The following is a 26,512-nucleotide window of genomic DNA, read 5'->3' as shown; positions in this document are numbered from 1 at the left end:
CTACTCGACCAAGCCCGTTCGCTCAACGCTCTCTACGAAATAGCGCTGCGCGAACAAATAAATAAGCAGCGGCGGCAATATCGTCAGAAAGCTGGCCGCCATCTTAATCGGCTCCGCCACAAATTCGGGATAGCCGCCCGACTCGATAAACACGTCCAAAGTAGTTCCCATACGCGTCATCTCCGTCGCCAAAGGTACATCCGCCGCGTTCCCCAAAAACATCCGGGGCAAATACGTGTCGTTCCACGCCCAAACGAAAGAGAATAGAAATACGACGAGAATCGCCGGCTTCGCAAGCGGAAGCATCACCTTCACGTAAAACTTTACGGCGGTCGCGCCGTCGATTTTGGCGGCCTCCTCGAGCTCCTTCGGCTGCGTCATGAAAAACTGCCTGAAGATGAAGACGAACAAGGCGCCTTTCACGCCGAAGCCGAACACGGCCGGAAGGATCAAGCTGAACAAGCTGCCCATAAGGCCGATTTCCCTGAAGAAAATGATCGTCGGCAGCACGATGACCTGCGGCGGAATGATGAACGAAAGCAGGAGCAGAAATACCGCCAGCTTCTTGAACGGCACCTGCAGGCGCGCGAGCGCGTATCCCGCCAACCCGCAAGATATGCAGTGCAGCACCGATACGGACAACGCTACGATCAGGCTGTAGGCTACGGCATTCGGATATCGCAACAAACTCCATGCCGATGACATATGACCGAAGTAGAGCGAGGACGGGATCCAAGTCACCGTAGGATCGACGAGGTCCTTCGCATCCATAAGCATTCTGACAACCATCTTGATGATCGGGTTCAGATAAATGTAAGAGGTGGAGATCAAGATGAGATACAGCATCAGCTTGAAAATTAGACCCTTATCGACTTCCTTGCCCAAAATGAAATACTTTACCGAGCGAAAGCGGCTTTTGAGCGAAAATTTAGGCTTCGGCGGCTTTTGTACATTGATTTTCGCAAGACTCATGCTTCAACTCCCCCTTCCCCTCACATTAGCCTCTGCCGGTTCGCCCGGCTGTAGACGATCATGACAATAGCCAGAAACGCAAGAACGATAACGAAATAAATCCAGGCAAGCGCGCTGCTGTAACCGTAGTTGCCGGTTCCGATCATGTTGATGATCGGGTTGGACGGGAACGTAAACATATCGACAACGGTATAAAAAATGTTCAGCAGGATGAACGGCGACATGGCCGGAAGCGTAATTTTCCAAAACACTTCCCATGGCGACGCCCCGTCGATGCGGGCCGATTCGTAGGCGGAAGCGGATATCGTTTGGCGTCCCGCCAAAAATACGAGAATTTGCACGCCCGAATACCATAGCACCAATACGAAATGGTCGAGCACCGCCAGCACCGGCTTGCCCCACGGCGCCTCTCCGATATACGTCTCCATAAATCCGCCGACGATCGGGCTGCTCATGAAGCCGAGCCCGCTCTCATCCTGCTCCATAAATTGCTGAAGCACGGCGCCGGTCGAAAAGATGACGGGCAGGAAGAAAATGGCGCGAAACAGGAAGCGTCCCTTCAGCTTTTGGTTGAGAAAAATCGCGATCAGCAGCGAAAAGATGACGATAACCGGCACCATGATGACGACTTCCTGAAAATAAGGAATCAGCTGATCGTAAAATTCCGCGCTGCCCATCAGGATCGTCTTGTAGAACTGAACGCCTACGGGCTCATACTTCATGCCGGTCGGCAGCACCTTCACGTTGTTGAAGCTCATGTACAGCGAGAATACAAGCGGAAACGCCATGAATATTAAAAATCCGAGCAGCCAAGGAGTCATAAAAAGCATGCCTTCCAGCCGGCCGTATACCTTTGTGGTCATCACCCGTTTTTTGGCCATCCTTCTATTCCCCCCCTTTACTCCAAGACGGCAAAGCTTTTCGGCCCCACAGTCCATCCGCTGCCCGTATACGGTTCATCGTTATAATTGACCGCGACCCGTTTGCCGCTTTCGTACGTCGTCTCGAAAACCCCGTCGGCCAGCATGCGGTGCCCCGTAATAAACTCGTCCTGCACGTCGCCCAGCGCTTCGTTCGCCTGCTGGTACTGCGACACGATCTCCGGCACCCAATCCTTGTAATGCGTGCTGAAAAACTGCCCGAGCGACGTCGTCTTCAGCAATTGCTGCGACGGCGCGTACGTTACGACGAAAGAGGGCACGGCGCCGTATTCGATGCTTCTTAATAAAGCAATCTCGTAATCCTCGCTCTCGTTCACGTAGTCGGCGGAATACGGAACTAGCCCGTGCAGAGCGATTTGCGCGAACGGAACTTGCCGGTCGACGAACAGGTCGTTGGAAATTTCGTCGGTAAGCCCATGAACGTGATTCACATATTTCAAGGCGTACGCATTGCCGTCATCCACCCGAGCGGAGCCGAGCGTGTCGTTCGCCGCCGCAAATATGCGCTCCTGAATTCGCTTCGACTCATCCCGTGTTGCGGCATAGTTGTCGTTAAAGTCCGTATTCAAGATCGACCCGATCGCTTGGCCGAGCATCAGCCCGTCGACGTGCAAATCCTTCGCTTTAAGAAGATCGCCGCTAATGACCTTCTCCGCGAACCGGGGGCTGACGAGCGTCCTCCCTCCGCGGTATTCCATAACCGAGGCGCCGATGTCGCGAAGCCCGTCGCGGTTTTTGCGGAAGCCCTCCTTCCCGGTATTGTTGAAGGAATACGACGATGCGTCGAGATAGAGCGAGTAGCCCTTCGCGTGCAAGAAATCGGCAAGCTGCCTCATTCCTTCGTTACCGCCCAGCTTGCGGGCTATCGGAAAGCTGCCTCCGTATCGGCTGAAGCCTTCTCTTTGCCAGCCGAGATAGGTGACGGACATGCGTTCGATGCCGGCCCCGTTCAATTCTTGAACGATCTCTTGCGCTTCTTGCGTAGTCGTAAGCGGCAAATAGGAATCCCATAAAAATCCCCGTTCCGAATCGGCGCCGAACACATGAAGCTGCAGCTCGAGCGGCTTATCCTCCGCTTGCAGCTTCCGCAAACCGGCCTCGTCCATTAAAAATTGTCTGTACTTGGATGCCATATGTACGTAGCCGGCGTCGGTTTGGCCGATGAAGTAGTAGCGGACGGAGCGGTCCGACACGGCCATATCTTTGGTGTAAGTGAAGAAGCCTTCCGTTTTTTTCGTGTTCGTATACTGGTAAGATAAAAACCGGAACTGCTGCTCCGCCGTTACCCAGTTGTATTGGCTGAACGTCCGGGACGGCGCCGCGACCACGTTCGCATATTCCGAGCCGTCGCGAATGACCCCGAGCATCGCCTTCCCGCCGGCTTTAATGCCGAACACGGGCATTCTTACCGGCTCGCGGATCGAGAACTTCGAGTTGGCGCTGTACGCCCAGTCGGAACCGTAAACCCGTTCGCTGTAAAAGTTGTTCGTGCCGCCGCGGTCTTTCTTGAATTCGACGAGTGCGCCCGGTCCGTCGGGGAGGAGCAAGTAGCCTTTATCCCCCTCGGACGTATGCGCCCCCAGGAACGGATACAGCTTTACCGAGACGAGACGAGCCCCTTTGTCCTTCTTCGCCTTCAGCTCTTCCTCCGTATAAGCTTTCTCGTCTCTTAGCCCTTCCTTCTTGATTTTCGTCTCGACATAGTCGCTGCCGAGACTGACCTCGACCGGAATTTCAAAGCCAAGCCCCGGAATGTCGAACCGAAGCTTGAAGCCGCGGTCCGTCGCCTCGAATGCGGCAACCGTTCCCTTCTCATCCGGCAAATTCGTCTCCTTCACCAAATCGCGCCGGACGTTCATTTCCACGTAACTGAACATGATCGGCGAAGCCAAGTTCGCCTTCCATTTCCCCTGGTTTTGCTGCTCGTCATACCCGCTCTCGTCGGGAAACGACTTCCATTCGTACCCCGTCCGCTTATCCGTCACGATAAAGTGGCCGGTGGCCGCATTCGCCTTTAAGGAGAGAAACTCGCTTTCCGCGACCGGGAGAAACTGATCGACAGCCGGACTCGCGCTTGCCGGTTTGTCATCCGAAGCGGCCGGGGCGGCATTCGAATCCGTCGCCTCCGGCTTCGGGTCCGTCTCCGAAACGTCTCCCCGGCTGCCCGATCCGAGCCCGCTCAACCCGATTGCCGCCAGCGCCAAAATGAGAACGACACAGGCCGCGGCCGTCAATACATTCCGTCGATTGGCCAAATACCGTTTCATTTTGTCACCTCCTGGTAGATCGTGTAGAAGAAGCCGACCAGCTCCGACGCAAGTCCGAATACGATAAAGATGAGCACCCACATAATAATCATCGCGAGGACCGTCAGCGAAATATTGACGACCGTTTCGCCGACGCTGTAGTTTTGCAGCGATTGGATTTTCCAGAAAAACAGCAGCCCGCACCACAGCAGCGCGCCCCACTCGGTGAACTGGTAAATCGAGGCTTCGCTTAACGTAAGCACATTGGACACGAGCGCTAAAGGAAGTCCGAGAATAATGAACGGGAACAGCGCGTAGGAGCTGCCGACGAATACGTCTTTAAAGCGGGCCTCCCCTTGCTGAATCGATCCGATCAAGTAATTGCACACGACCCAGGAAATCCATGAAACGAGAAATCCGGTCATGATGAAGCCTCCGTTAATGTCGCCGGGCGGCCGCGGATTGAACGAAAATCCGGTGTAATACGTTTTGACGAGCAGCACCCCCACGGCGGCGCCGAGCAGAACGAACGCGCTTACGTATCCTCCGCGGTTTAAGAAGCGCAGATCGCTGAAGCCGTCGAGCGGATGCTTCAAAATATAGAAAGCGTGCTTCAGCTGGCTTACGATGCCTTTGCGCGTCCAGCCCCAGCGAAGGCCGGAAAGAGGGAGCGCGAGCTTGTATTTTCGTTTCAGCTTTGCGGCGGCATACAGCACGATTGCAGCGATGAGCAAGCTGTTGGCGATCGCGGAGAAATTGCGCTGGAACCAGATGAGGCGAAGCTGCCAGAAGCTGTCCGAATATCCGGAGCCGTGGCCGGCCAGCCTGTAATAGTCGATCGCCTGCTCGTAATCGCCTTCGTAGAACGCCGCCTGCGCCATTCCGTAGTAAGCCGGTGTAAAGATGGCGTTAAGCTTGATCACCTTTTCCCAATAATGCAGGCTTTCCTTGTATTGTCCGCCTTGCGACAGCATGAACGCTTGATGAATGGAGGAGCCGAACGACGTCGGCTTCAGCCTCTGCACCAGATTCAACGAATCGTCCAAAATAAACAGCTCGTTGCGGGAATTCGTCGCCACGGCGACCGGGCTTTGGGTGAGCCCTAAGATGGACGAAGAGGAAGCCGGACTTTTCCAGAAAAACTGCAGCTTGCCGCTGGCGTCGTACTGAGATACGATGTTCAGGCTTTTGTCGATGACCGTCATATTGCCGCCTTCATCGATCGTCAGGTCGACCAGCTGCACCTCCTTGTCCCTCTCCTCCGGCGAAAACGCGACCTTCTCGCCGAAGCTTAACCCTTTCCATACGTTTTCGCTGCGGATGTTCAGCTTTTTGACCTGTTCGGCGGACGAGCCGGACACCGTATAGATGAACCCTTGATCGTCTATCGCAATATTTCGGATAATCGGAGGCAGCAGCCTCACTTGCCTGCTGAGCTGCTCCTTGGTGTAGAACAGCTTCCGGATGACATCCATCGCCGTAACCTCCGCCGCATTCGCGCCGAAAAATCCGAAAAACTTGCCGCTGGGGTCGAATTGAACGAGCCCTTGGTAGCTTCCCTTGGATACGACATACACGAAGCCGCGGTTGTCGACGACCATGTTCGTCGGCTCGTAGATGAACGAGTCGTTGATCAAGGACGACTGCGGGCGCCCGTATTCCTGGAGCAGCTTCAGCTCCCGGTCGAGCCTGACGACGCGTTTATTGCCCGTATCGGCGATGTAGATGTCGCCGCTCTTCGCGACAAATACGCCTTGGGGCGCTTTCAACGGGCTTTCCGGCACGGTGATTTGCCGAACGAATTCGCCGTTCTCATTCAAGTGAACGACCCGGTTATTGTCGGTGTCCGCGATGTAAATGTGATCGTTCCCGTCGATAAAAATATCCTGCGGCTTCTTCAGCGGAGAATAAACGCTCTCCCCTCCCTCGCCGTCGACGTATATGTCGTTGGCAACGACGTCGGCCGGCGTATAGGTCGGACGCGTCGGAATATTCCGGCCGTTGCTGTCCTCGAAAAAGGTTCGGTAAGGCACCTCGGCGACCGCCGCCTCCGGAAGGAGCGCCGCCGACAGCAAGCAAACGAGCCCTATGCCGAGCAACCATTGTTTTGTGAGCTTCACCCTTCTTACCCCCGTTTCCAGCTGCCTGCTCAAGAGAAAAATCGAACGCATCATTTAATTCCCGAATGCGCCATGGTGGCGATGACTTTCCGCTGGGACAGCAGGAAGATGATCAGCATGGGCAAAAACATAATGAGCGCTCCCGCCGCGGCGGCGCCTTGTCTGGCTACGGAGTTGGCCAAATTGGAGGTCAGCGTGCCCATATAGAACGGCAGCGTCTTCATCGAATCCTCCTGCATGAACAATGCCGACGTTTCCGCATTTCCCCATGCGTTCTGGAGCGCAAGAATCGTGATGGTGGCGATCGCCGGCGTCACCATCGGAACGACGATCCGCAGAAAGATGCCGAATTCGGAGGTGCCGTCGATTTTGGCCGCTTCGATGACCTCGTTGGGAACTTGATCGATAAATTGTTTAATGAGAAACACGCCGACCGGCAGCGCGATCATCGGGAGCACGTGCCCCCAGTAGGTGTTCATAATTCCCAAGCTTTGCACGACGACGTACCGCGGAATGGCGATCGTCTCCGGTGCGAACAAAAGCGACGTGACGATCGAGCCGAGAATGAGCTTGCCGCCGGGAAATTTGTGCTTCGATAAGGCGTAGGCGCACAGCGCTCCGGTCGCCACCATGCCCGCCGTCGCGAGGAACGCCACGATAATGCTGTTGAACACGTAGCGGGATGCCGGGACGACCGTGCTGCTCGTTACGGAAAGCAGCTCGACGAAGTTTTGCACCGTCGGATCCCTGACGATAAAGGTAGGCGGAAACAGAAACAGCTCGTGCAGCGGTTTAAAAGCGTGATTAAACAAGTATACGAGCGGCAGCAGCATAAACACGGAAAGAAGGACGAGCAGCAGCACGATAAGCTGCTGGGTGCGGTCGAACCGTTTGACCGCAAGGGCGATCGCCTTCCGCTTCCAGTAAAGCCGCCGCAGCGCGCTATTGTTTCTTTCGCGCATTACTCCCCCTCCTTCGGTGCGAATAAGAAGCTGAAAAATCGGCTGAGCAAGTAGCAAATGCCGAGCAGCACGACCGATATGGCGCTGGCATAGCCGAGCTCATAACGGATAAAGCCGTAATCGTCGATATGGTTGATCATGAGCTGACCCGCATAGTTCGGCGTCGGGTTCATTCCCGACAGCTGCGTGCCGATCGCGCCGGCTTTCAGCGTATAGACGATCGACATGATGGCTGCGAACATCATTTGCGGCTTCATCATCGGGATCGTAATGTACCAAATTTCCTGCAGCCTGCTCTTGATTCCGTCGATTCGGCCCGCTTCGTACAGCTGCTTGTCGACGTTCAGGATGCCGGCCAGAATGGCCAGAAAGCCGATGCCCATGCTGGCCCAGATCGAAACGACGATCATGACGATCATCAAATACGCGCTGTCTTGTACGAACAAAACCGGCTTTTCGACGATCCCCCAGCGAAGCAGGAAGCTGTTCAAGTAACCGGTACGGTCGCCGGTAAACATGACCTGCCACACGACCGTCATGGCGATGCCCGCCGTCAAGGACGGCGCGTAGATGGCAAGCGCGAAGAAGGTGCGGAGCAAGCCCGGAAGCTGCGCGATCAGCCATGCGAGGATGAAAGCGCATATGTAGCCGAGCGGGCCGACGAACAAGGCGAACTTGAACGTATTCGGTATGACGTGCTGCAGAAACACGATATCCTGCGAAAACAAATTTTGATAGTTCATCCACCCGACCCAGGACGGGAACTGAATGGCGTTAAAATACGTGAAGCTCATCGCAATGCCGGCAACGATCGGGATGAAAATAAAGAGCAGAAACATGACGTAGAACGGAGCGACAAACAAATACGAAAGCCGGTTTCGCCACATGTCCGTCAGCAGGCCCGTCACCCGGTTCATCCATTTGCTCTTTGCCGTTCCCGGCGGTTCCGGCTGTTTAACGGTACGGAGACGCACCTCATTCGACATCGATATCCGCTCCTTCCCACGGCTCCGTAATTTGCGGCAGATCGAGCGTGCGGATCACTTTGCCGTTGCCGTCCCGGAAACGGAACTCCTGCTGCTTGCGGACAAGCTCGCGGGCGATCTCCTTGATCGCTTTCTCAAGCGCTACCCGCGGCGCCTCCAGCGCCTGGCTGTCCGGCACGACCGCCCGGTTCCAAGCGTTGGCCAGCTCGCGCATCGTCATATAGCCGCCCGGCACGTTCGGCACATCCTTGATCCACTTCCATTGCTCGAGAATGACCTGCAAATCGTCGCCCTTCCACGGCATATTGGCGAACGCCCGAACGTTGGCGGAATTCCAGCGGAACGATTCTCCGCGGAATTGCTCCATGTTCAAGCCGTATTGCGTCTGCGTTTCATCCGACAAGTACCACTGAAGAAACGTCCATGCGGTGTCTTGCTTTCGCTTCGGCGTATCGCTGAACAGCATGGCGCTCGTCGGATTGCTTCCGGCCGCCCATCGGACGATGGAGCCGTCGGGCTGTTTCGTGCCTGGAATCGGAGCGATCGCCCATTCGTTCAAAATATCCGGCGCTGCCACCATCAGCTGCATATAGATGTTGAAGTCGGATATGCCGATCGGCATCGTGCCTGCGCGGAACTGGTTATAGAAGCTCTGCACCTGACGCTCCAGACCGTGAATATTGAACAGGTCGGTCCATTTCTTGAACGCCTCGAACGCCTCCGGTTTATCGAGCGCGGTGGACATTCCGTCCGGAGTGTACAGCTCCGCCCCGCTTTGGAAAAACATCGCCGAGAAATCGTCCGGCGGCACGTAAAAGCTGTATTGCTTCTGCAGCAGCGTCGGGATCATCCGGTAAACGTCGTCCCACGTTTCCGGCACCTCCAGCCCGAGCTGGCGCAAAATATCTTTGCGGTAAAACAGCACTTTAAAGCTCGTCGTCTCCGGAACGCCGTAATACCCGCCGTCGTAATAAAACGGCAGCATCGCGCCCGGATGATACTTCCCGATCAGCTCCTTGCCGCCCGGCAGCTTGCCGATGTCCTGCGCCGCTCCTCGCAGCGCCATCTCGAACGGCATGTTGCCCGGAATTCCCAGCGCGACGTCCGGCAAAATGCCCGACGCTTTCGCCAAAATGAGCAAATCGGGAGATTGAACGAGGTTTACGTTTACTTTGACGCCGTATTCCGGGGTAAATTGCTCGTCCGCCAGCATTTGCAGCTCGTCGACATAATCCCGCCCCATCATCATCCAGACGTTCAATACGTCGTCGCTTTGGCGCCCGATTTTGTTTCGGTCGTCGAAGGAGTAGAACAGCGTCGCGAACATCGCTTTGACCTTCTCGAAGAAGGTGGCCTCCATCCTTGGGAAAGAAGTGCCGGCAGGCGCGACGTACAGCTTATCGACCTGCAAAGGCGCATCCATTAAATTGCGGTATTGATCCTGAAGCTGCTCCAGCACGGCGCCCAGCGTCAAATTGCTGGTCGGGATTTTTTCGGGTTCATGGAGCAGCTCTTCGATATCCTTCGAAGCCGACCGATACGTCTGCGCCACAATGTCGATATCTTGATTAATATCGCGGAGCATGGCTACCTGTTCGTCAAGCTGATCCTTGATTTGCTTCAAGCTGTCGGTGACGCCGGGCATATCCTTCTCGATGTCCCATACGCGGAACTGGTCGTCCTGACGGTTGCCCGTGGCGAACTTGATCAAATCGCGCACCTGCCGCAGCTCGGCGACCATCTGCTCCACTCTCGCGATGACCGGTATATACGGCTCGTATCCGGCCTCCATCGTAATCGAGTGCTTCCCCTTCGTCAGGTAAAATTCGAACGGCTTGCCGCCGTCGTCCTCGATCTCGAGCCCCCTCCATCCGGGGGCGTACGGGATGCGGTACGAGCGCAGCTCTTGGAACGGAATGACGCCGTCGATGTAAATCGTTCGAAACACGGCCAAGTTTTTGCGAAGATTTTGGTTCGCCCGCATGCCGATGTTGTACAAGCCGTCTTCGGGCGCCTCGAATTCCCAAGTCACCGCGTGTCCGCCTTTGTACCAGCCCCAAGCGCCGAGTGTGTTATACGAAATATGCTTGAACGATTGCGGGGTCGTCATGGCGTCGCGGTCGTATTGAGCCTGAATCGATGTCGAATTTTTGCGGCTGATTTGCTCGGCTTCGATCACGATCGGTTCGGCTCCGCTTGCCTTTGCTGCCGGATACGACTTTCTTGCGTCCTCGTATGACGGAATCCCGGCAGGAGGCTTAATCGCGAACGACTTGAGCGCCATAGGCTGCTGCGACAATTGAATACGGATGATGTTTTTGCCCTTCTTCAGGTGCCAGAGCAGCGGAAGCGCATAGGCCCCGTCGGAATCGCGGAACGGCTTCGTCTTCCATTCCCGAATCTCCTCGATTCCGGATTTCAGCTGGTCGCCTTCGGCGTCGAACCGGGGCGGCTGATGTATAAATTCCCGCTCGAAGGACATCGAACGCGCCTCGCGGAACGGATATTCCCCGTTGATTTGAACCGAGAGAATCGATGCGCGCATGTTTCTTTGATATTCGTCCGGCAGCGGATAGTAATCGGCCGCTATTTCATACAAGCCTTCTTCGGCGATATCGATTTCGTATTGGACCCATCCCTTGGGAACGGACCAAATAAGGACGCCGCTTTCGCCTTCATATGCGCCGGTTGAAACAACCGCATCGTCGGACTTGCTTGCAAAGTCGGCGGCTTGAATGCCATATTCGCCTTTGCCGTACGGAATTCGATTCTCCTCCCGCTTCCGGCGGACGTTGTCGTAATAAGGCTCCTTGAATGCGCCCGAAGCCGTGCCCGCCGAATCGACGGTCGATTCCGCCGGCGCATCCGGCTCGGCATGCACTAAGCCGAAACCCGGCACGCTCGAGACGCCGGCCAGCGCCACCGACAGAAATACGGCGAATATTCGGGTGACGAGACGTCTTCTCTCTCCTCCAGCCATCTGCGTACCTCCTTCAATCGGTTAACAGCTTCTCCGTGTCCTTGTGATAAAACAGCGCTTTGCTCATATCGACGGCGAATACGGCCCGGTCTCCCTCGATCAGCGGATATCGGGGATGCGCGCGTGCCACGAACATCTTTCCGGCGCCGATATCCAAGTGGTAATAACGATCCGAGCCGATAAACTCGTTGATGTGCAGCACGCCTTTGATCGTCGAACGGCTGTTTTCCTCGAGCGCGGCGTCCTCAAAGCTGACATGCTCGGGGCGAATGCCGATAATGACCGTCTTATCGACCATACGGTGCTGGTTCCGCAGCCGGTGCGCCTGCCTTTCGTCGATCCGCAGCGAGAAGCGGTTCGTATGAAACTCAAGCGCCCCGCCGTGCTCCTCCAGCCTGCCGGTAATGAAATTCATCGGGGGATTGCCGATAAAATTGGCGACAAACAGATTGGCCGGCTTGTTATATACGTTCTCGGGGGTATCCACCTGCTGGATGACGCCCTTCTCCATCACGACGATCCGGTTTCCCATCGTCATCGCTTCCACTTGGTCGTGAGTCACGTAAATGGTCGTTACGCCGATTTTTTTGTGCAAATTAATAAGCTCCGCCCGCATCTGAACGCGCAGCTTGGCATCGAGATTCGACAGCGGTTCGTCCATCAGAAACGCTTGGGGCGTCCTCACGATCGCTCTTCCCAACGCAACCCGCTGGCGCTGGCCGCCGGACAGCTCCTTCGGCTTGCGCTCCAGGAAATTTTCAATTTCCAGCACGCGCGCCGCCCGTTTCACGGACAGCTCGATCTCGTGCTTAGGCAGCTTGCGCAGCCGCAGCCCGAAGGCGATATTCTCAAACACGGACATATTCGGGTACAGCGCATAATTTTGGAACACCATCGATATATCCCGATCCTTGGGCGGAATATCGTTGACGAGCGTGTCGCCGATGTAAATTTCGCCCTCGGAAACGTCCTCAAGCCCGGCCAGCATGCGCAGCGTCGTCGATTTCCCGCAGCCCGAAGAGCCGACGAACACCAGAAACTCTTGATCTTCCACTTCCAGGTTGAAATCGTTGACGGCCAGCTCCTTGAACTTTCCGTATCGCTTGTATACATGGTTGAACAATATTTTCGCCACGTGGGTCGCCTCCTGCATCCTGAATGGAACGGCGTCATTTCGCCTGTCGGCAAGACGCGTTCCTTTTTGGAAAGCGCTTACATAAATATTATATCAATGCGGTTGTCAAGATAGTGTAAAGGTTTGTAGAGTATATCCTTTTCGCAGAAGAGAGTTCTGGCAACGGTTGAGGGGGCACGCGCTCTAGGATAAGCTGGAAGTAATACGGATGAGGCGGGGTTGACATTGGAGCTTGGATTGAAGAATTAGGGTATCGATCTTAATAACGAAACTCCCAAGAAAAACGGGGTGGGTTATATTTGAAAACCGGGCCATGACGGCATTCAAACCGATCAAAAACCGACTTGCGTTAACGGTCGAGGCTTTCGCCTCCGCCTACGCTGCTTACCTTTCCTCTTATAACGTATCCCAACGCTCTTATGATCAAAGCACATGCAATTACATAGCTAATAGCGGATTGATACGCACTTATTTCATGTCAACCCGGGAAAATTCGTACAACCTCCCTGAAATAAGCGCTCACAAATCCGCTATATCTCTAAATAACTTTCGTATCTCTTCCAAATAAGCACCATGAAATCCGTTATCCCGGACGTCGCAATTGATCGACAAGCAGCAGCAAGCGCTTGCATTTTATCTATACCAATGATCCGCCCTTACCCGGCAATCGGAATCGTAAAATAAAACGTAGAGCCTTCTCCCAGCTTGCTCTCCACGCCGATCGTCCCTCCGTGGGCTTCCACCAGCGCTTTGGCGATGCTTAACCCGACGCCGATTCCGCTCTCGGCATTTCTTCTCGACCGGGATTTATCCGCGCGGTAAAACCGGTTGAATATAAGCGCGAGCTCCTTCTTGGAGATGCCGATCCCGTTATCTCTGCAATAGATTACGATTTCGTTGTCCGTAGGATAAAAGCCGATTTCCACCTCTCCGCCCGCCGGCGTATATTTAATCGCGTTCGAAATCAAATTCGAAGCGATTTGTATCCACCGATCGGGGTCGACCTCCGCATAGCACGGCACGTTCGGCTTGCTCAAAGCGAGCTTGATGTCCTTCCCCTTGCTCACATACTGAAACCCTTCGCACACGTCTTGCATAAGCTGCGAAATATCGATTCTTTGCAGATGCAGCTGAAACCGCGCCCCTTCCGCCTCGGACAGCTTCTCCAAATCGTCTACCAAACGGCATAACCGGTCGATTTCCGTGTAAATTTTATTCAGGTTCGTTTCCGTTGCCGGCTGAACCCCGTCGAGAATCGCCTCTATGCGGGACAGCAAGGACGTCAGCGGCGTTCGAAGCTCGTGCGCCAAATCCTGCATCATCTGCTGACGCCAGCCCTCTTGCAGGTTGAACTCGTCGACCAGCCGATTCACGGCGCCGGCAATTTGCCTGATCTCCCGTGTCCCTCTAAACCGCATGTCCGTTCCCCGGGCTCCGTGAGCGATCTGCTCCGCTTCTTTGCCGCAGTCGACGATGGGGCCTGCCAGCTTCTTTGCCGCAATAAAGCTCAAAATAACGGCGCAAACCAAAGAAACGGCATAAATCATCGTGCTGTTATAGGGAGCTTCCACCTCGCGGCCCGGATAATAAGACGGGGAGTCCTTGCTCAAATCAAAATAGGTCGTAATGCTTCCCGCTTCGTTCCCGCCGATTCGAATCGGCACTTCATATTCGTATATTTCCGGACTGCCGGGATGTTGGACTCCCGTCTCGAACAGGATCGTGCTGCCGTCAGCCGCATAGAACCGAAACCCGAACATATAAATCGTCGAATACTGCTTGAGCAGCTCCATATCGTCTTTTGACAGCGTGCCGGATCGGAGCTGGGAATGCAGCGAATACGCTAGCTTTATGCTTTGGTCTTTGTAATACTGCTTCCGAAACTCCAATAGAGACTTTTCGCTTACGATTGCGTTACCGATATACATTCCCGTTAATAGGGCTGCGGATAAGCCGGACAATACGAGAAACAAGACGAGCCTCGTGCCGGTGAACAAATGTTTCATGCCAAATCCGCTTCCGGTTGGGCGTCAAACTTGTATCCGGTGCCGACCTTTGTCACGATATATGCCGGCTCTTTAGGGTTGCTTTCGATTTTGGCCCGGATATTGCGGATATGCATATCGATCGTCCGCCCGACATCGATACAGCGGTGGCCGTGCGCTTCGTACATCAAATCGCGGCGGCTGTAAATTTTCCCCGGCGTTCTCGTCAGCACCTCTAAAATTTTAAACTCCGTATGCGTCAGATCGACCCTTTTCCCGTCCGCAACCACATCGTTCGTCGTATAATTAATGACCAGCCGCCCTCGGTTGAACCGTTTGACGTAAACGTCATCCGACCTGCCGGAGAGCATATCCATACGCCGTTTGAGCGCATGAATGCGGGCGACGACCTCCTTCACCCGAAACGGCTTCGTAATGTAGTCGTCCGCTCCGAGATACAAGCCGTTCACCATATCGGTTTCCTTCGCCTTAGATGTAATCATAATGATGGGCACCTTGGAAAACTCCCGTATTTTTCGGCAGACCTCCTCGCCCGAAATGCCTCGAATCATTAAATCGAGAATAACCAAGTCGAGCTTATAATCTTGCACCCATCTGATCGCTTGCCGGCCGTCTTCCGCCTCCTTCACGTCCCAGCCTTCGTTGCGGAAATAAGACTTCAGAATGTCGCGAATCGGTTCCTCATCTTCCACCAGCAAAATATCCATACTTGTCCTCCTCTCTTCAACACTTGATTTAACTGGAAATGTTATCGGTAACTCTTATTATAATCATTCTCCGGGTTTGTGGAATACCTCGCATCAATTAAGAAAAACGCTGACGGCATCCGTTGAATTCGAGCATGAAGTGATTACGAGCATGGCAGGGTGTGGGATAACCTCCGGGCTCCAATGCAGACGTGTTGGAATCAGAAGCGCTGCGGATCTCCCCCTAACGGTCATTGGTGCAGTTATTCGGCGTTTTGAACGGAGTTTTCGGTTTTAACGGACACCACTGCAGTTATTGCTTCGAAAAAGCAGGGATATGCGCCAAAAATCGGGGTTTAGCGTCTGTGGCGTCCGTTAGCGGAGTTGAGGTGAGCAAATTGGCAACATAGCGTCTGCGGTGTCCGTTGTATGGTGTTGCGTTTCGGTACGTTGGTTTTCATATTCTACACGCAGCATTTTTCCTTGAAAAGAGTGGCCTTGCTCGAAATTTTGTTGAAAAAAGCCCGCATCCCGGATAACTTCCAGAATGCGGACGTATGTATAATGATCTGTTTTTTACCCTTGATTGTCGTCATTTGTTTCGATTCCTTTTGCATACAACGGCAGCATAAAATAAAAAGTGCTGCCATGCTCCGGGGCGCTTACAGCCCCGATGTACCCGTCGTGCTGCTCGATAATTCGCTTCGAGATGGCAAGCCCCAGCCCCGCGCCCCCGATGCGCGCGTTCATCGACGCGGCTCCCCTGTAATACCGCTCAAACACGAGCGGAAGCTCTTCCTTCGAGATGCCGACGCCGTTGTCCGTCACCTTCACTACGACCGCCGGATTGCCGCTGTCCGGCATGGCGGCCGTTTCGAACTCGACCCGAACCGTTCCCCCCGCGAGGGTAAACTTTTTGGCGTTGACGACAAGGTTTGCAAACACCTGCTCGATTCGGATCGGATCGATGTACAGCTCGAGCCTGTCGTCGGCAGCTCCGCTTTCCCACTCGCCGATCTCCAGCTTCACCTTCGTTTCCTGCTCGTCCCACGCGTAACCTTTGACGAGCTGTTGAAGGAATGGTTTTGCGGAAACCTTTTGATAATAAAATTTGATTTGCTTCGCCTCCAGCTTGGAAAGCTCGAACAAATCCTGAATAATCCGGTCCAAATAAAGCGTCTTGTCATATACGAGGCGAAGCGTTTGCTCGTCCCGCTCTCGTACGATGCCGTCGACCATCAGCTTGAGATAACCTTGTATGGAAGTCAGCGGCGTACCCAGCTCATGGGAAATGGCCGACAATAGCTGCCGGCGGGACTGTTCCATGTTCGACAGCTCTTCGTTGCGTTGCTTCAGCCTATCGTTCGCGTCCCGCAGCTCGGCGGTCCGTTCGTTCACTTTCACTTCAAGCAGCTCGTTCGTCTGAGCAAGCTGTTCCGACAATTGCTCCGACCGTTTGAATGCTGTGGAAATGGAGCCCGCCAAATTCAGCGATTGCGCAAACAGAAAGGCGAGCAGACCGAAAGGAGTGAAATTTCCGACTTGAACGAATTGCGTATAAAATAATACGTCATTAAGAAACGTAAGGATGAAGACGATGAAACCGATTCCGTTGAGCAGGGAGCCGTCCCTTCGGCGAATAGCGGCGAGCAAATACACATAAAAGATATATAACGCCGTCGGCAAAGCCGCAAACATTATATATACCATCATCCAATTCGTGTAGACGGATGCGGGAAATACGAGCACAATCAACGCCGATATTCCGTGCAGCGAAAGCAAAATCGTTCTGGCTGTCCGCGACCCGGCTTCCTGAGGGTATTGCGATAAAGCAAAAAGTAACAACAGGCCGATCCCCGCAATTCCGCCGATATATTCCGTCTTTACGGCGGCCTCCCATGGAATGGACGGAATGATATATACCGCAAGCGTCTCTCCCAGCATGGACGTTCTAAAGCCGAAAGCCAGGCAAACTCCGCCGAAATAAAGCGCCGAGACTGCTTTCCTCCGAACGGCGAACAACCCGAAATGATAAAGCCCCATAAGTAAAATGCAGCCGATGACCGCAGCGTCCGCGGCGAGCCTCGAAATCCGCAATCGGGTTAAGGTGCTGCTGTCGCCGAATAAAATCGGTTGCCACAGCCCGCCTTTGCGCTGTACAAAGTTGGATACTTGAATGACGACTTCGACGGTTTGCGTAGCAGGCCGAAAATAGTACACGGTCGGAACGTTCTTTGGGACCATTGCTTCCTTCGAGGTGCCGACTTTCCCGTTCTCGCCGGCCAGCCTTCCGTCCAGCCACAGCTTGTACGAGGTTGCCACGCTCGGCACGTAAATCGCCATCGGCCGGTCTACCTCGTTCCGCGATAGTTTGATTCTAAGCCGATATGTACCGAAGCCGTGGTTCGGGACCGGAAGATCGCCGATCTTATAATTCGCCCAATTATCGGGTACTTGCACGTACTGCGGGGTGTAAGCGTCGGGATTTCGAGCGAAATCCTTCGGCTCCAGCAGCGCATTCCAGACCAGCTCCCACTCCCCGTCAAGCGCTGCGCTTCCGAAGTGGTCCGCCGGCCGGCGCGAAAGGTCAATGACGCCTTGCACGGCGCGGGCATCGTAGCTTTCCGTCGGCAAAGCCGGGCTGCTTGCCAGTGCGGGCGGCATCGCCGCAATCGCGGCAGCGGCAATCAGCAACAATATGAAAATTCGGCTCATTGTTTTCATTGCGTTATCGAAGCATCTTTCCCATCCGCCGGGCCGATTCGATCACCTGCGGGGCGATTTCCTTCATCTTCTCCGCGTGAAGCCGGTTGGACGGGCCGGAAACCGCCAGCGCGGCGACCAGCCTTCCGCCGCTGCTCATGATCGGAGCCGATACCGCCGCCGCGCCCGGCTCTCTCTCCTCCACGCTTGTGGCGTAGCCCGTACGGCGAATGTCCGCAAGCTGCGAAAGAAAACCGCCGCGGTCAATCGATGCCGGCCAGGACGGGTCCGACATAATGCGGTCGCGCACCTCGTCGTCGGCAAGCGCCAGCAGCACTTTGCTGGAGGCACCGACATACAAGGGCAGCCGAACCCCGACGGGAGCGACCCGGCGAATCGCTTGGTTGCTCTGAACCGCCTGTATGCGGACGCGCTCGTTTCCTTCGCGTATATATAACGATACGGTCTCACCGACAAGATCGCGGAGCCGCTCCATCTCGGGAAGCAGTAAAATGCCGGGATCGTCGGTTTGCGCCGCGAGCTGGGCGGAAAGCTCCCAAATACGGAAGCCGAGGCGGTATTTTTCGGTCACCGCGTCGCGCTCGAGAAAGCCTTTCCCCTCCAGCGACGCAAGCAGACGGTGAACCGTGCTCTTATGGAGCCCGACCTTATCGGCGATCTCTGTCAGCCCGAGGCTATTGTGCTCCGTAAACACCAGCAATATATCCAGCGCCCGCTCCACTGCGCGGACGGTAAGTTTACCGTCTTCCATGGCTATTCCCCCATCGACCGGTTCTGTTCCGTATAGTGAAACCATTTTTCATGATTTCAGTATAATCCTTGCCGATGAAACCGTAAAGAACTGCTATATTTTTCCCTATTGTTACAGATATTTTACATTCGATTAACAAGTTGAATAGACGGATTGACGGGTGGGACAGAGCCACTTTACTATTAATTTAATACCATTAACTTTTAACACTGCTTGCCGGCTGAACGGCACCGCCGCTGCATAAGGAGGACAACTTCTATGAAACACGCATCTTCGACGACTCCGCTTCCTCCGCTGCCTCTTGCGCCCGGCTCTGTTGAAACCGCTGTCATCGCATCGTCTACGGCGATCCGCGCCGCTTCCGTTAAGGTCGGGAAAAACCGGATGGCAGCGATTGTATCCGTCTTTCTGGCATTTATCATTCTTTCCATTATTGCCGTGGCTTCCCTGTACGCTTACATCGCCTGGACGCTCGCGCGGCCCGCGGTCGCTCCGCTTACCGCCAACCCTCGCGCGGCCGCCGGTCTCCCTTACGAAACCGTTGCATTCACGAATGCGGCGGGCGATGCTTCGGCCATCGAAGGCTGGTACATTCCCGCACCGGCGCCCTCTGTGAAAACGATCGTTTTTTCGCACGGGTATGGCGGCAATCGGGAAGAAATTTGGGTGCCGATCTATGAGCTGGCATGGAATGCGAATCAGCGGGGCTTTAACGTGCTGATGTTCGATTACGGCTACGCGTATCACGACGACCGCGTCGTTACGGGCGGCGCCCAGGAATCTTACGACCTGCTCGGTGCAGTGAAGTATGCCCGTACGCGGGGAGCCGAGCAAGTGTATGTTTGGGGCTTCTCGATGGGGGCGGGCACGGCGCTGCAAAGCGCGCTTCAGACGAGCGATATCGATGCGATGATATTGGACAGCACGTTCGTGCTTGAGCCGGACACGCTGTACCATAACTTGAAGATGTACGCCGATCTGCCGAAGGAGCCGTCGCTGACGCTGCTGAAGTGGCTTTATCCAATGATGAACGGCTCGGGGATCGACGATGTGCCGTATGATCGGATTAAGAGCGCCGATTACGAGCTGCCGATCTTTTTTATTCACGGCACGCGGGACGAGCGGTCTCCATATCAAATCATCGAAGCGATCGCCGGCCGCCAAACTAATCCGCACTCGCAATTTTGGATTGTCCCGGGCGCTACGCATGAGCTCGTTTACCGCGCGGGCAAGGACGAATATTTGACGCGGACGTTTGCGTTCTTGGACGAGGTGGGCCGTTGACGTGTCCCGGATTCCGTGTCCGGGTTTGCACCAAAACTTGGTGCTAACTCGGTCGGATCGCGGCCTCGACCCCGGGTTTGCACCAAAACTTGGTGCTAACGGAACCGGATGTCCGCTAATTTTGTCGAAACCGGGTAAAAGGGCTCATGAGCGGAACCGAATGTCCGTTAAGTCGCTTGAATCGCCGGTAATTGGCGGTTTTCGGGCGATTAGCTGACAACTTGGTCCGTTAATTCGCAGCTTTTAGGGGTGATGCGGTTTTTAGCGGACATTTCGTTCCGTTAACTCCACCGGTGCAAACCGGATAACGGGGACGCTCCGGCGTTAGCACCAAAACTTGGTGCTATCATGATCGTAAAATCATGAAACTATCAATCTTCTTTAAAATACCCGAAATCCGCCCAGCACCCCCGCCATATAAGCACCCGCACATCGGTTACACGGACACACTACACTCAATACTCTATCACGCACCATTTTCACAGAAATAACTACCTCAAAATCCGCAATACCCAAAGTCCGCCCAATATCCCCGCCACATAAGTACCTGCACATCCGTTACACGGACGAACGTACCGCCCACAATACCACCGCCAAGTCTAGCCAACCCGCCTCTGCCCGAAAACTCAATTACCCCAGCCGCGTCACCTTTTCGCTGATCGGCTTGACTCTGTCTTCGTCCCAAACGACGCAAATTTCGAACGTTCCATCCTCGAAAAATAGAGGAAACCTGCGCTTAAACCACGGCTGCATCGGCAAATCCAGCGCTTCTTTCACATCCACCCAAACAAGCTCCCCCTCGGGCGGATGCTGAAGCAGCTCTCCCTCATACCGCCTCGCCAAATAATTAAACACCATGTATCTGTAATTCGTTGCCGGCACTACGTATTCGTCGATGCCTTTGAAAATCAAATCGTCCGGCCGAACGCGCAGCCCCGTCTCCTCCCGCAGCTCCCGAACCGCGCCTTCCGTGACGCTCTCCGGCATTTCCACTTTTCCGCCCGGACCGATATACCCGGGAAACCCTTGCCGATCGGGCCGGTTCAACAAAAGCACCCGGTTCCCGTCCTGCACAATCACCACCGTATATAGTCCGCACTCAATTTTGTAAGGTTCCGACGACATATTGTTCTCCTTCATCGTTACGCCGTAAATGACAGTTTGTCTTATGTACGCTGCCAAAGCCGAAAAAGTTACTATGCCTCGCCGAAGCTGTCACAAAATCAACGGCTATTTCGTCATGCTGATAGTACCGATAAAGAAGGGATGAGGCGCGAATGATCGATGCAAAGGAAATGTCATCTTTCGATGCGGCTGTTGTCGGAGGAGGGCTGGCGGGGCTGACCGCGGCCGTTTATTTGGCGAGAGCGGGACGAAGAACGGTTTTGTTTGAAAAAGGACGCTTAGGCGGGCGCGGGGCGACGGAAACGAAACAAGGCGCGATGCTGAACATGGGGCCGCATGCGCTCTATCTTTCAGGACCGGGGAAAGCCGTACTAAACGACATTGGCGTTACAGTCGCCGGCGGCAAGCCAAACACGCGCGGCACTGCGATTGCCGACTCCGGGCTGCATCTTTTGCCGGACGGTGCGGCTTCTCTGCTGCGAACGAGTCTGCTTTCCTTCGCAGGAAAGCTGGAAGCAGCCAAGCTGCTTTCCTCTTTCGGCAGCATCGACGCATCCTCTCTGCGGCATTTGTCGCTGTCGGAATGGACGGATCGCACGGTGCGCAATGAAGGAGTACAAAAGCTGATGCTGGCATTATTTCGACTGACCACCTACGCCAACGACCCCCACCTGCTGAGCGCCGAATCGGCCGTTACGCAGCTGCAGCGCGCGATCAAGGGCGGAACCTTATATGCGGACGGCGGCTGGCAAACGATTGTGGATGCCCTGCGCAACGAAGCGTTGAAAGCCGGCGCCCTCATCCTCCAAGGGAAAAAGGTTTCCCGCATCGAGCACGATCCGCAAGGCGCACACCTCATCCATGCGGACGATGCCGAGCGTTATAAAGTCCGGTCGGTCATTATCGCTTCCGGACCGGACGATGCGTTCAAGCTCGTGGATCATGCTTCCGGCACGTCGCTGCGAAGCTGGAGGGAAACGAGCGTGCCGATCCGAGCCGCATGTTTGGACCTCGTCGTCAGAAAGCTTCCGCGGCCGGAAGTCCGTTTCGCCCTCGGAATCGACCGTCCGCTCTACTTTTCGAATCATTCGAGTGTTGCCGCTTTGTCGGTGAATGGTACAATGGTGCTGCATGCCATGAAATACCATAGCGCTAACGAAAACGTCGACGCGGAGACGGACCGCGCCGAGCTGGAAGCGATGCTCGATAAGCTGCAGCCCGGCTGGCGGGAGGAAACGGTCTACCGGCGGTTTCTTCCTTCCATGACGGTCAGCCACCGCCTATATACCGTAGAGGATGCCATGAACGGCCGGCCGGGACCCGAAGTGCCGGAAATCGAAGGGCTTTACGTCGCCGGCGATTGGGTCGGAAACGAAGGCATACTTGCCGACGCCGCCCTTTCCAGCGGAAGAGCCGCCGCGCTCGCCGCCATCCGCCAAAGCGGCGGTCTGTACAAGAAGGCCGTAATATAATGGGGAGGATTGCAGACTGCATGGCTACATTGGAAGAGCTTTACCAGACGCATAAAAGGTTCTTGTCCGCACTAGCTTACCGCATGGTGTCTTCGGTCATGGACGCCGAAGACATCGTGCACAACGTCTTTCTTTCGCTCGATGCGGATACGGTCCGGCAGCTGCACAATCCAAAAGCCTATTTATGCCGTCTGGTGACGAACCGCTGCATCGACCAGCTCCGCTCCGCTCGGGTTCGGCGCGAAGCGTATGTCGGGCCGTGGCTTCCGGAGCCATGGATCGAACCGTACCGGCACGATAACGGGTCAGCGGATGACCCGCTGCGCCGCGCGGTCATGAACGAGACGCTGTCCACCGCATTTTTGCTGCTGCTGGAAACGTTATCCCCCGTCGAACGGGCGGTATATGTGCTCCGCGAGGCGTACGATCTTAACTATGACGAAATTGCGGAGACGACGGGCAAGTCCTCTGCGGGCTGCAGGCAGCTGTATCGGCGGGCCAAGCGAAAAGTCGAAGCCGCGAGGGGCGGAACCGATGCCGAGACGGCCGGCGTCCCCCCTCTGGAAACGACGAAAGCCGGCGCTCTCGTTGAGCGCTTCATACAAGCGCTGAGCACCGGCAATGTGGAGCTGCTGTCTTCGCTGCTGACCGCAGGCGTAACGTCCGTCACGGACGGCGGCGGCAAGGTGCAGGCGGCCATTCGTCCGGTCATCGGGCGCGACCGCGTCGTTGCGTTCCTTACGGGCATCGTCAAGAAAGCGCCCGAGAACATGCAAGTGCAGCCGTGCATCGTGAACGGGCTTCCCGGCCTCGTCGCTTATGCGGGCGATATGATGATCAACGCGATCTCCTTCAATTTCCAAGAGGAAAGCATCGGGGATATTTACATCGTCTCTAATCCCGATAAGCTGCGAACGGCTAGCATACAATTTCAATAAACAACTCGCCCTCATACTCGGTGCAGTCGACAACGAACAGCTGCGGCGAGTCGGCCGGCGACATCGATAGCATAAGCGTTCCGTTCACCCGAACCGACTCCGGCTTGCGCTCCGATGCGAAAGCGAACCGGCCGCCTTCCCGAACCCGCAAGAGCGTTCGCCCGCCTTCCTGAAACACCATCGTCACGGCGTCGCCCGGCACAAGCTTGTCGACGAGCCCGATCGGCGTTACGGCGCCGCCCCCGCGCTGCGGGATCAAGGCGTAGAAAGCCGTCTCGTCCCGCTCCAGCCGAAGCGGCATCCGCTCCTCTTTGCCTGCAGATACCAACCGCCCGGAAAAATGCTCATACAGCCAAAACCGCTCTCCTTCGAGCCCGGGCACGTCGGAGGCGCCGACCGATCCTTCGGCCGCATGGCCGCCGTCGTACAGATGAAACGCCGCGATAACGCCGTTTGCGCCGCTCCGGTTCCACACCTTTAACGGGACGGGCGAACGAACGGGATCGACCGTTAAACAATCCGCCGTCGGTACCCCCGGCCGGTCGCACCGTATTATCCGGCCGTCGCGGTAATGAAGCGGCCATACGTTCTCCGCGTTCGTGCCGCCGACCTTGTCGCTGACATACACAGGCCCGCCGCTTACCGCGCGCAGCGCCATGCTCAGCTTGGCGTCATGGTTGTCCGACCAGTACATATCCCAATCGCCCCAATAGAACGGGCCGTGAAACAACGAATTGTACGCGTTCTGCAGCGCATGCTCCCGAAAGCCCGCCGGCTCCTGCGGCACAAAATCGTCGCTGCTGCGCGAAACCGAGGAAGCCGGGCGGTGCCACACGTTCTCCGCCGCCATTCCCATACAGTTGATGACGCAGCCGCCGAAATAAAGGCCGACCGACGCCTCCAGCGCCGTATGCGCAGCCCTGGCCGCCTCTCCGACCGGCACGTGGTCCCTCGTAAAATTGACGATCGCGCTTTGGCTGTCCACCTTCACGAAGTCGACGCCCTGCCGCTTCAAATAGCCGTGCCAATCGTTCCAAAACCCGAAAGCGTCCGCCGCGTCCGGCGCCGGAATCCAAGCCCCGCCGTTCGTCTTAAACAGATGCTTGCCGTTCTTCCTGAACAGCTCGCCCTCCGGATCGACGCCTCCCCAATATCCGGCGATCGTGTGCCAAACGCCGACCCATCGTATGCCGAAGCGCCGCTTCATGTCCCGGATAACCGGAGCCAAACCGTCCGGAAACTTCTCCTTCGCCGCATCGTAAGACCGCAGCCTTCGATCCGCGCTGATCTCGGACCAGCCGTCGTCGATCATGACCCACCGAACCGGAAGGCCGGCCGCGGCAAACTCGCCCGCCTTCTCCAAGAGCCCTTCCGCGTTCACCTGCGTATAAAAGGCGTCCCAGCTGCACCATCCCAAATATTCCAATATTTCCGGGTACGTCTTTTCGGCCCGGGGCTTCGCCGCGCTCCCGCACGCTTCGAGCCCGGCCCGCACGCAGCTTTCCGCCAGCGCGTACGGATCCGAGCTTCGCCCAAGTACGAAAGCGGCCGTCACGCAGCGCTCGAAGCCGCCTTGGTACGCGGAAATCCGAATGTCGAGCCCGCTCTCCCCTCCGCTTAGGTCGGTTCGGAACGCGCCCCCGGAAACCGGAAGCAGCTGATAATACCCCCCGTCCGCCTGCCACAGGAGCGACAGCGTGCGGGAAGGAAGCTTTCGAATATCCGTGTCAAAATGAGGCCGCGTCCACCAATCCTTATGCTGAACATTCGCCGCTAAGCCTTCGATCCCGGGAATGTCCTTGACCCGAATGACAATGCCGCTCACAGGCGCAAACGCGACCCGGTCGCGAAACAGCTCTTTATTATAAACGGCGGCGTCCACAAACACGTTCAGCGCATCGCCAGCCGTTTCGGCACTGACCTGCATCGTGATTTTCCCGCTTGCGCCTTCAAACGACAGCCGGAACGAGCCCGGCATCCCTTGCGCGGAGCTTAAACAAAGCGGGACCTCTTCTCCGGTATGCAGTCGCGCAAAAGCTTCGATTCCCGCAAGCACTTCCTTATGTTCAAAAGCAACGGACCGTTCGTTCGCAACAAAACGAAACATGCCGCACTCCTCCTTTTATCGAAATACGGGACCGTCCTGAGGCTGCATATTCGGCGTCAAATCTTTCACCCTCGGCCAGCCGTCCTCCCAAACGAGCGGATCGAGCATCAAAGGCCTGCGCGTCGCTCCGTCCGGCAAATACGGATTCGCCATATCCACTCCGTGATAAACGATCCAATCGGTGCCGTTATCGTCCGTAATGATCGCATTGTGTCCCGGACCCGCAACCGGCTTGGACGTTTGTTGATTCGGAAAATGGCCGATCAGCGCCAACGTTCCTCCCGAAGCGAGCAGCTTAACCCCGTCCTTGTCGACATATGGCCCCCGCAGCGATTCGGAACGTCCGACCGCGACGTTGTAGCCGCTGTTTTCCCCTTCGCAGCAAGTGCCTCTCGATCCGAAGAAATAGTAGTAGCCGTCGCGTTTGATCATATAAGCCGCTTCGTAGCTTCCGCCCGCGATATGAAATTTTTCGCCGACTACAGACAGGCCGTCCTCCGACAGCCGCACACCGAAAATACCGCGGAAGCTTCCCCAGAACAAGTAAGATACTCCGTCATCGTCCGTAAAGCGCATCGGGTCGATGGAGTTGCCGACGCCGATGTCGGCGCTCCGAAACAGCGCGCCGCGATCTTCGAAGGGGCCTTCCGGCTTCTCCGATGTGGCGACTCCGATGCCGGGATTGCTGTCTCCCCAAGAGGACATCGAATAATACAAATAATAGAGTCCGTTATGATTCGAAATATCGGGCGCCCAAATCGAGCCGTAGCCGTGCCATTCCGGCTTTTGCGCGAACGCGTCCCCGATATATTCCCACGCGGTCATGTCCTTCGACCTTACAATCGGAACGAGCTTCGCGCCGCTCCCGTCGCCCCAATCGTCCTCCGTCCCGTAGGCGTAAAAATAACCGTCATTCCCCCGAATGACGGACGGGTCGGCCAGCACCGGTTCAAAGACCGGGTTGCTGAACTTGTGCGGCTGCAAATCGGGCTCGCCGAAGCTCCAAACCAAGGCTCCGGTCAAGAGCAGAACCATCACGACGCCCCCCGCGAGCCAAGCGGCTCGTTTCATCCCGTT

General features: G+C 55.8%; 18 protein-coding genes. 3 read left to right on the top strand and 15 right to left on the bottom strand.

Annotated elements, in window-relative coordinates; translation table 11 throughout:
- From PT964_RS08890 to PT964_RS08835, 12 genes are all read right to left on the bottom strand, one after another.
- On the bottom strand, positions 1-972 hold the full coding sequence (locus PT964_RS08890) for a carbohydrate ABC transporter permease (RefSeq protein ID WP_274363000.1): 972 nt from the start codon (positions 970-972) through the stop codon (positions 1-3).
- Between the two features lie 20 nt (positions 973-992).
- Positions 993-1,853 (bottom strand): carbohydrate ABC transporter permease, encoded by an 861-nt coding sequence (locus PT964_RS08885; protein ID WP_274362999.1) that lies wholly within the window; start codon positions 1,851-1,853, stop codon positions 993-995.
- Positions 1,854-1,870: 17 nt separating this feature from the next.
- Positions 1,871-4,180, bottom strand: coding sequence for a DUF5696 domain-containing protein (locus PT964_RS08880; protein WP_274362998.1), 2,310 nt, complete (start codon positions 4,178-4,180; stop codon positions 1,871-1,873).
- A complete protein-coding gene (locus tag PT964_RS08875) occupies positions 4,177-6,279 on the bottom strand; it encodes a YIP1 family protein (protein WP_274362997.1) in 2,103 nt (700 codons plus the stop codon). The genes PT964_RS08880 and PT964_RS08875 overlap by 4 nt, the downstream gene beginning before the upstream one ends.
- A gap of 50 nt (positions 6,280-6,329) precedes the next feature.
- A complete protein-coding gene (locus PT964_RS08870) occupies positions 6,330-7,241 on the bottom strand; it encodes a carbohydrate ABC transporter permease (protein WP_274362996.1) in 912 nt (303 codons plus the stop codon).
- Positions 7,241-8,227 carry a carbohydrate ABC transporter permease gene (locus tag PT964_RS08865; RefSeq protein WP_274362995.1) on the bottom strand — a complete coding sequence of 329 codons (987 nt, stop codon included), beginning with the start codon at positions 8,225-8,227 and terminating at the stop codon, positions 7,241-7,243. Before PT964_RS08865 ends, PT964_RS08870 begins: the two co-directional genes overlap by 1 nt.
- A complete protein-coding gene (locus PT964_RS08860) occupies positions 8,217-11,207 on the bottom strand; it encodes an extracellular solute-binding protein (RefSeq protein WP_274362994.1) in 2,991 nt (996 codons plus the stop codon). Before PT964_RS08860 ends, PT964_RS08865 begins: the two co-directional genes overlap by 11 nt.
- A gap of 13 nt (positions 11,208-11,220) precedes the next feature.
- On the bottom strand, positions 11,221-12,342 hold the full coding sequence (locus tag PT964_RS08855; protein WP_274362993.1) for an ABC transporter ATP-binding protein: 1,122 nt from the start codon (positions 12,340-12,342) through the stop codon (positions 11,221-11,223).
- Positions 12,343-12,998: 656 nt separating this feature from the next.
- Entirely contained in the window at positions 12,999-14,348 is a 1,350-nt protein-coding gene (locus PT964_RS08850; RefSeq protein WP_274362992.1) for a sensor histidine kinase, read from the bottom strand.
- Entirely contained in the window at positions 14,345-15,055 is a 711-nt protein-coding gene (locus PT964_RS08845; RefSeq protein ID WP_274362991.1) for a response regulator transcription factor, read from the bottom strand. Before PT964_RS08845 ends, PT964_RS08850 begins: the two co-directional genes overlap by 4 nt.
- Positions 15,056-15,610: 555 nt before the next feature.
- Positions 15,611-17,758: a sensor histidine kinase gene (locus tag PT964_RS08840; RefSeq protein ID WP_274362990.1), complete on the bottom strand. Its 2,148-nt coding sequence runs from the start codon at positions 17,756-17,758 to the stop codon at positions 15,611-15,613.
- 4 nt (positions 17,759-17,762) lie between these two features.
- Positions 17,763-18,509, bottom strand: a complete 747-nt coding sequence (locus tag PT964_RS08835) for an IclR family transcriptional regulator (RefSeq protein ID WP_274362989.1) — start codon at positions 18,507-18,509, stop codon at positions 17,763-17,765.
- Positions 18,510-18,767: 258 nt separating this feature from the next.
- Between PT964_RS08835 and PT964_RS08830 the strand changes: the two genes are divergently transcribed.
- Complete coding sequence (locus tag PT964_RS08830) at positions 18,768-19,793, top strand: alpha/beta hydrolase (protein WP_274362988.1); 1,026 nt, start codon at positions 18,768-18,770, stop codon at positions 19,791-19,793.
- Positions 19,794-20,423: 630 nt separating this feature from the next.
- Here the strand turns inward: PT964_RS08830 and PT964_RS08825 are convergent.
- Positions 20,424-20,918 carry an 8-oxo-dGTP diphosphatase gene (locus PT964_RS08825; RefSeq protein WP_274362987.1) on the bottom strand — a complete coding sequence of 165 codons (495 nt, stop codon included), beginning with the start codon at positions 20,916-20,918 and terminating at the stop codon, positions 20,424-20,426.
- A gap of 152 nt (positions 20,919-21,070) precedes the next feature.
- On the opposite strand from PT964_RS08825, the gene PT964_RS08820 reads away from it, so the two are divergent.
- Complete coding sequence (locus PT964_RS08820; RefSeq protein WP_274362986.1) at positions 21,071-22,390, top strand: phytoene desaturase family protein; 1,320 nt, start codon at positions 21,071-21,073, stop codon at positions 22,388-22,390.
- Between the two features lie 20 nt (positions 22,391-22,410).
- Positions 22,411-23,328 (top strand): RNA polymerase sigma-70 factor, encoded by a 918-nt coding sequence (locus tag PT964_RS08815; protein ID WP_274362985.1) that lies wholly within the window; start codon positions 22,411-22,413, stop codon positions 23,326-23,328.
- Here the strand turns inward: PT964_RS08815 and PT964_RS08810 are convergent.
- Positions 23,309-25,435, bottom strand: a complete 2,127-nt coding sequence (locus PT964_RS08810; protein ID WP_274362984.1) for a Sip1-related alpha-galactosidase — start codon at positions 25,433-25,435, stop codon at positions 23,309-23,311. The genes PT964_RS08815 and PT964_RS08810 overlap by 20 nt on opposite strands.
- A gap of 15 nt (positions 25,436-25,450) precedes the next feature.
- Positions 25,451-26,506 (bottom strand): family 43 glycosylhydrolase, encoded by a 1,056-nt coding sequence (locus tag PT964_RS08805; protein ID WP_274362983.1) that lies wholly within the window; start codon positions 26,504-26,506, stop codon positions 25,451-25,453.
- Positions 26,507-26,512: the final 6 nt, after the last annotated feature.

This window comes from Paenibacillus thermotolerans (genome assembly GCF_028745515.1).
GTDB lineage: Bacteria > Bacillota > Bacilli > Paenibacillales > YIM-B00363 > Paenibacillus_AE > Paenibacillus_AE thermotolerans.
Note: the sequence above shows the minus strand (reverse complement) of the source record. Positions and strands in the feature narration are given on the sequence as shown.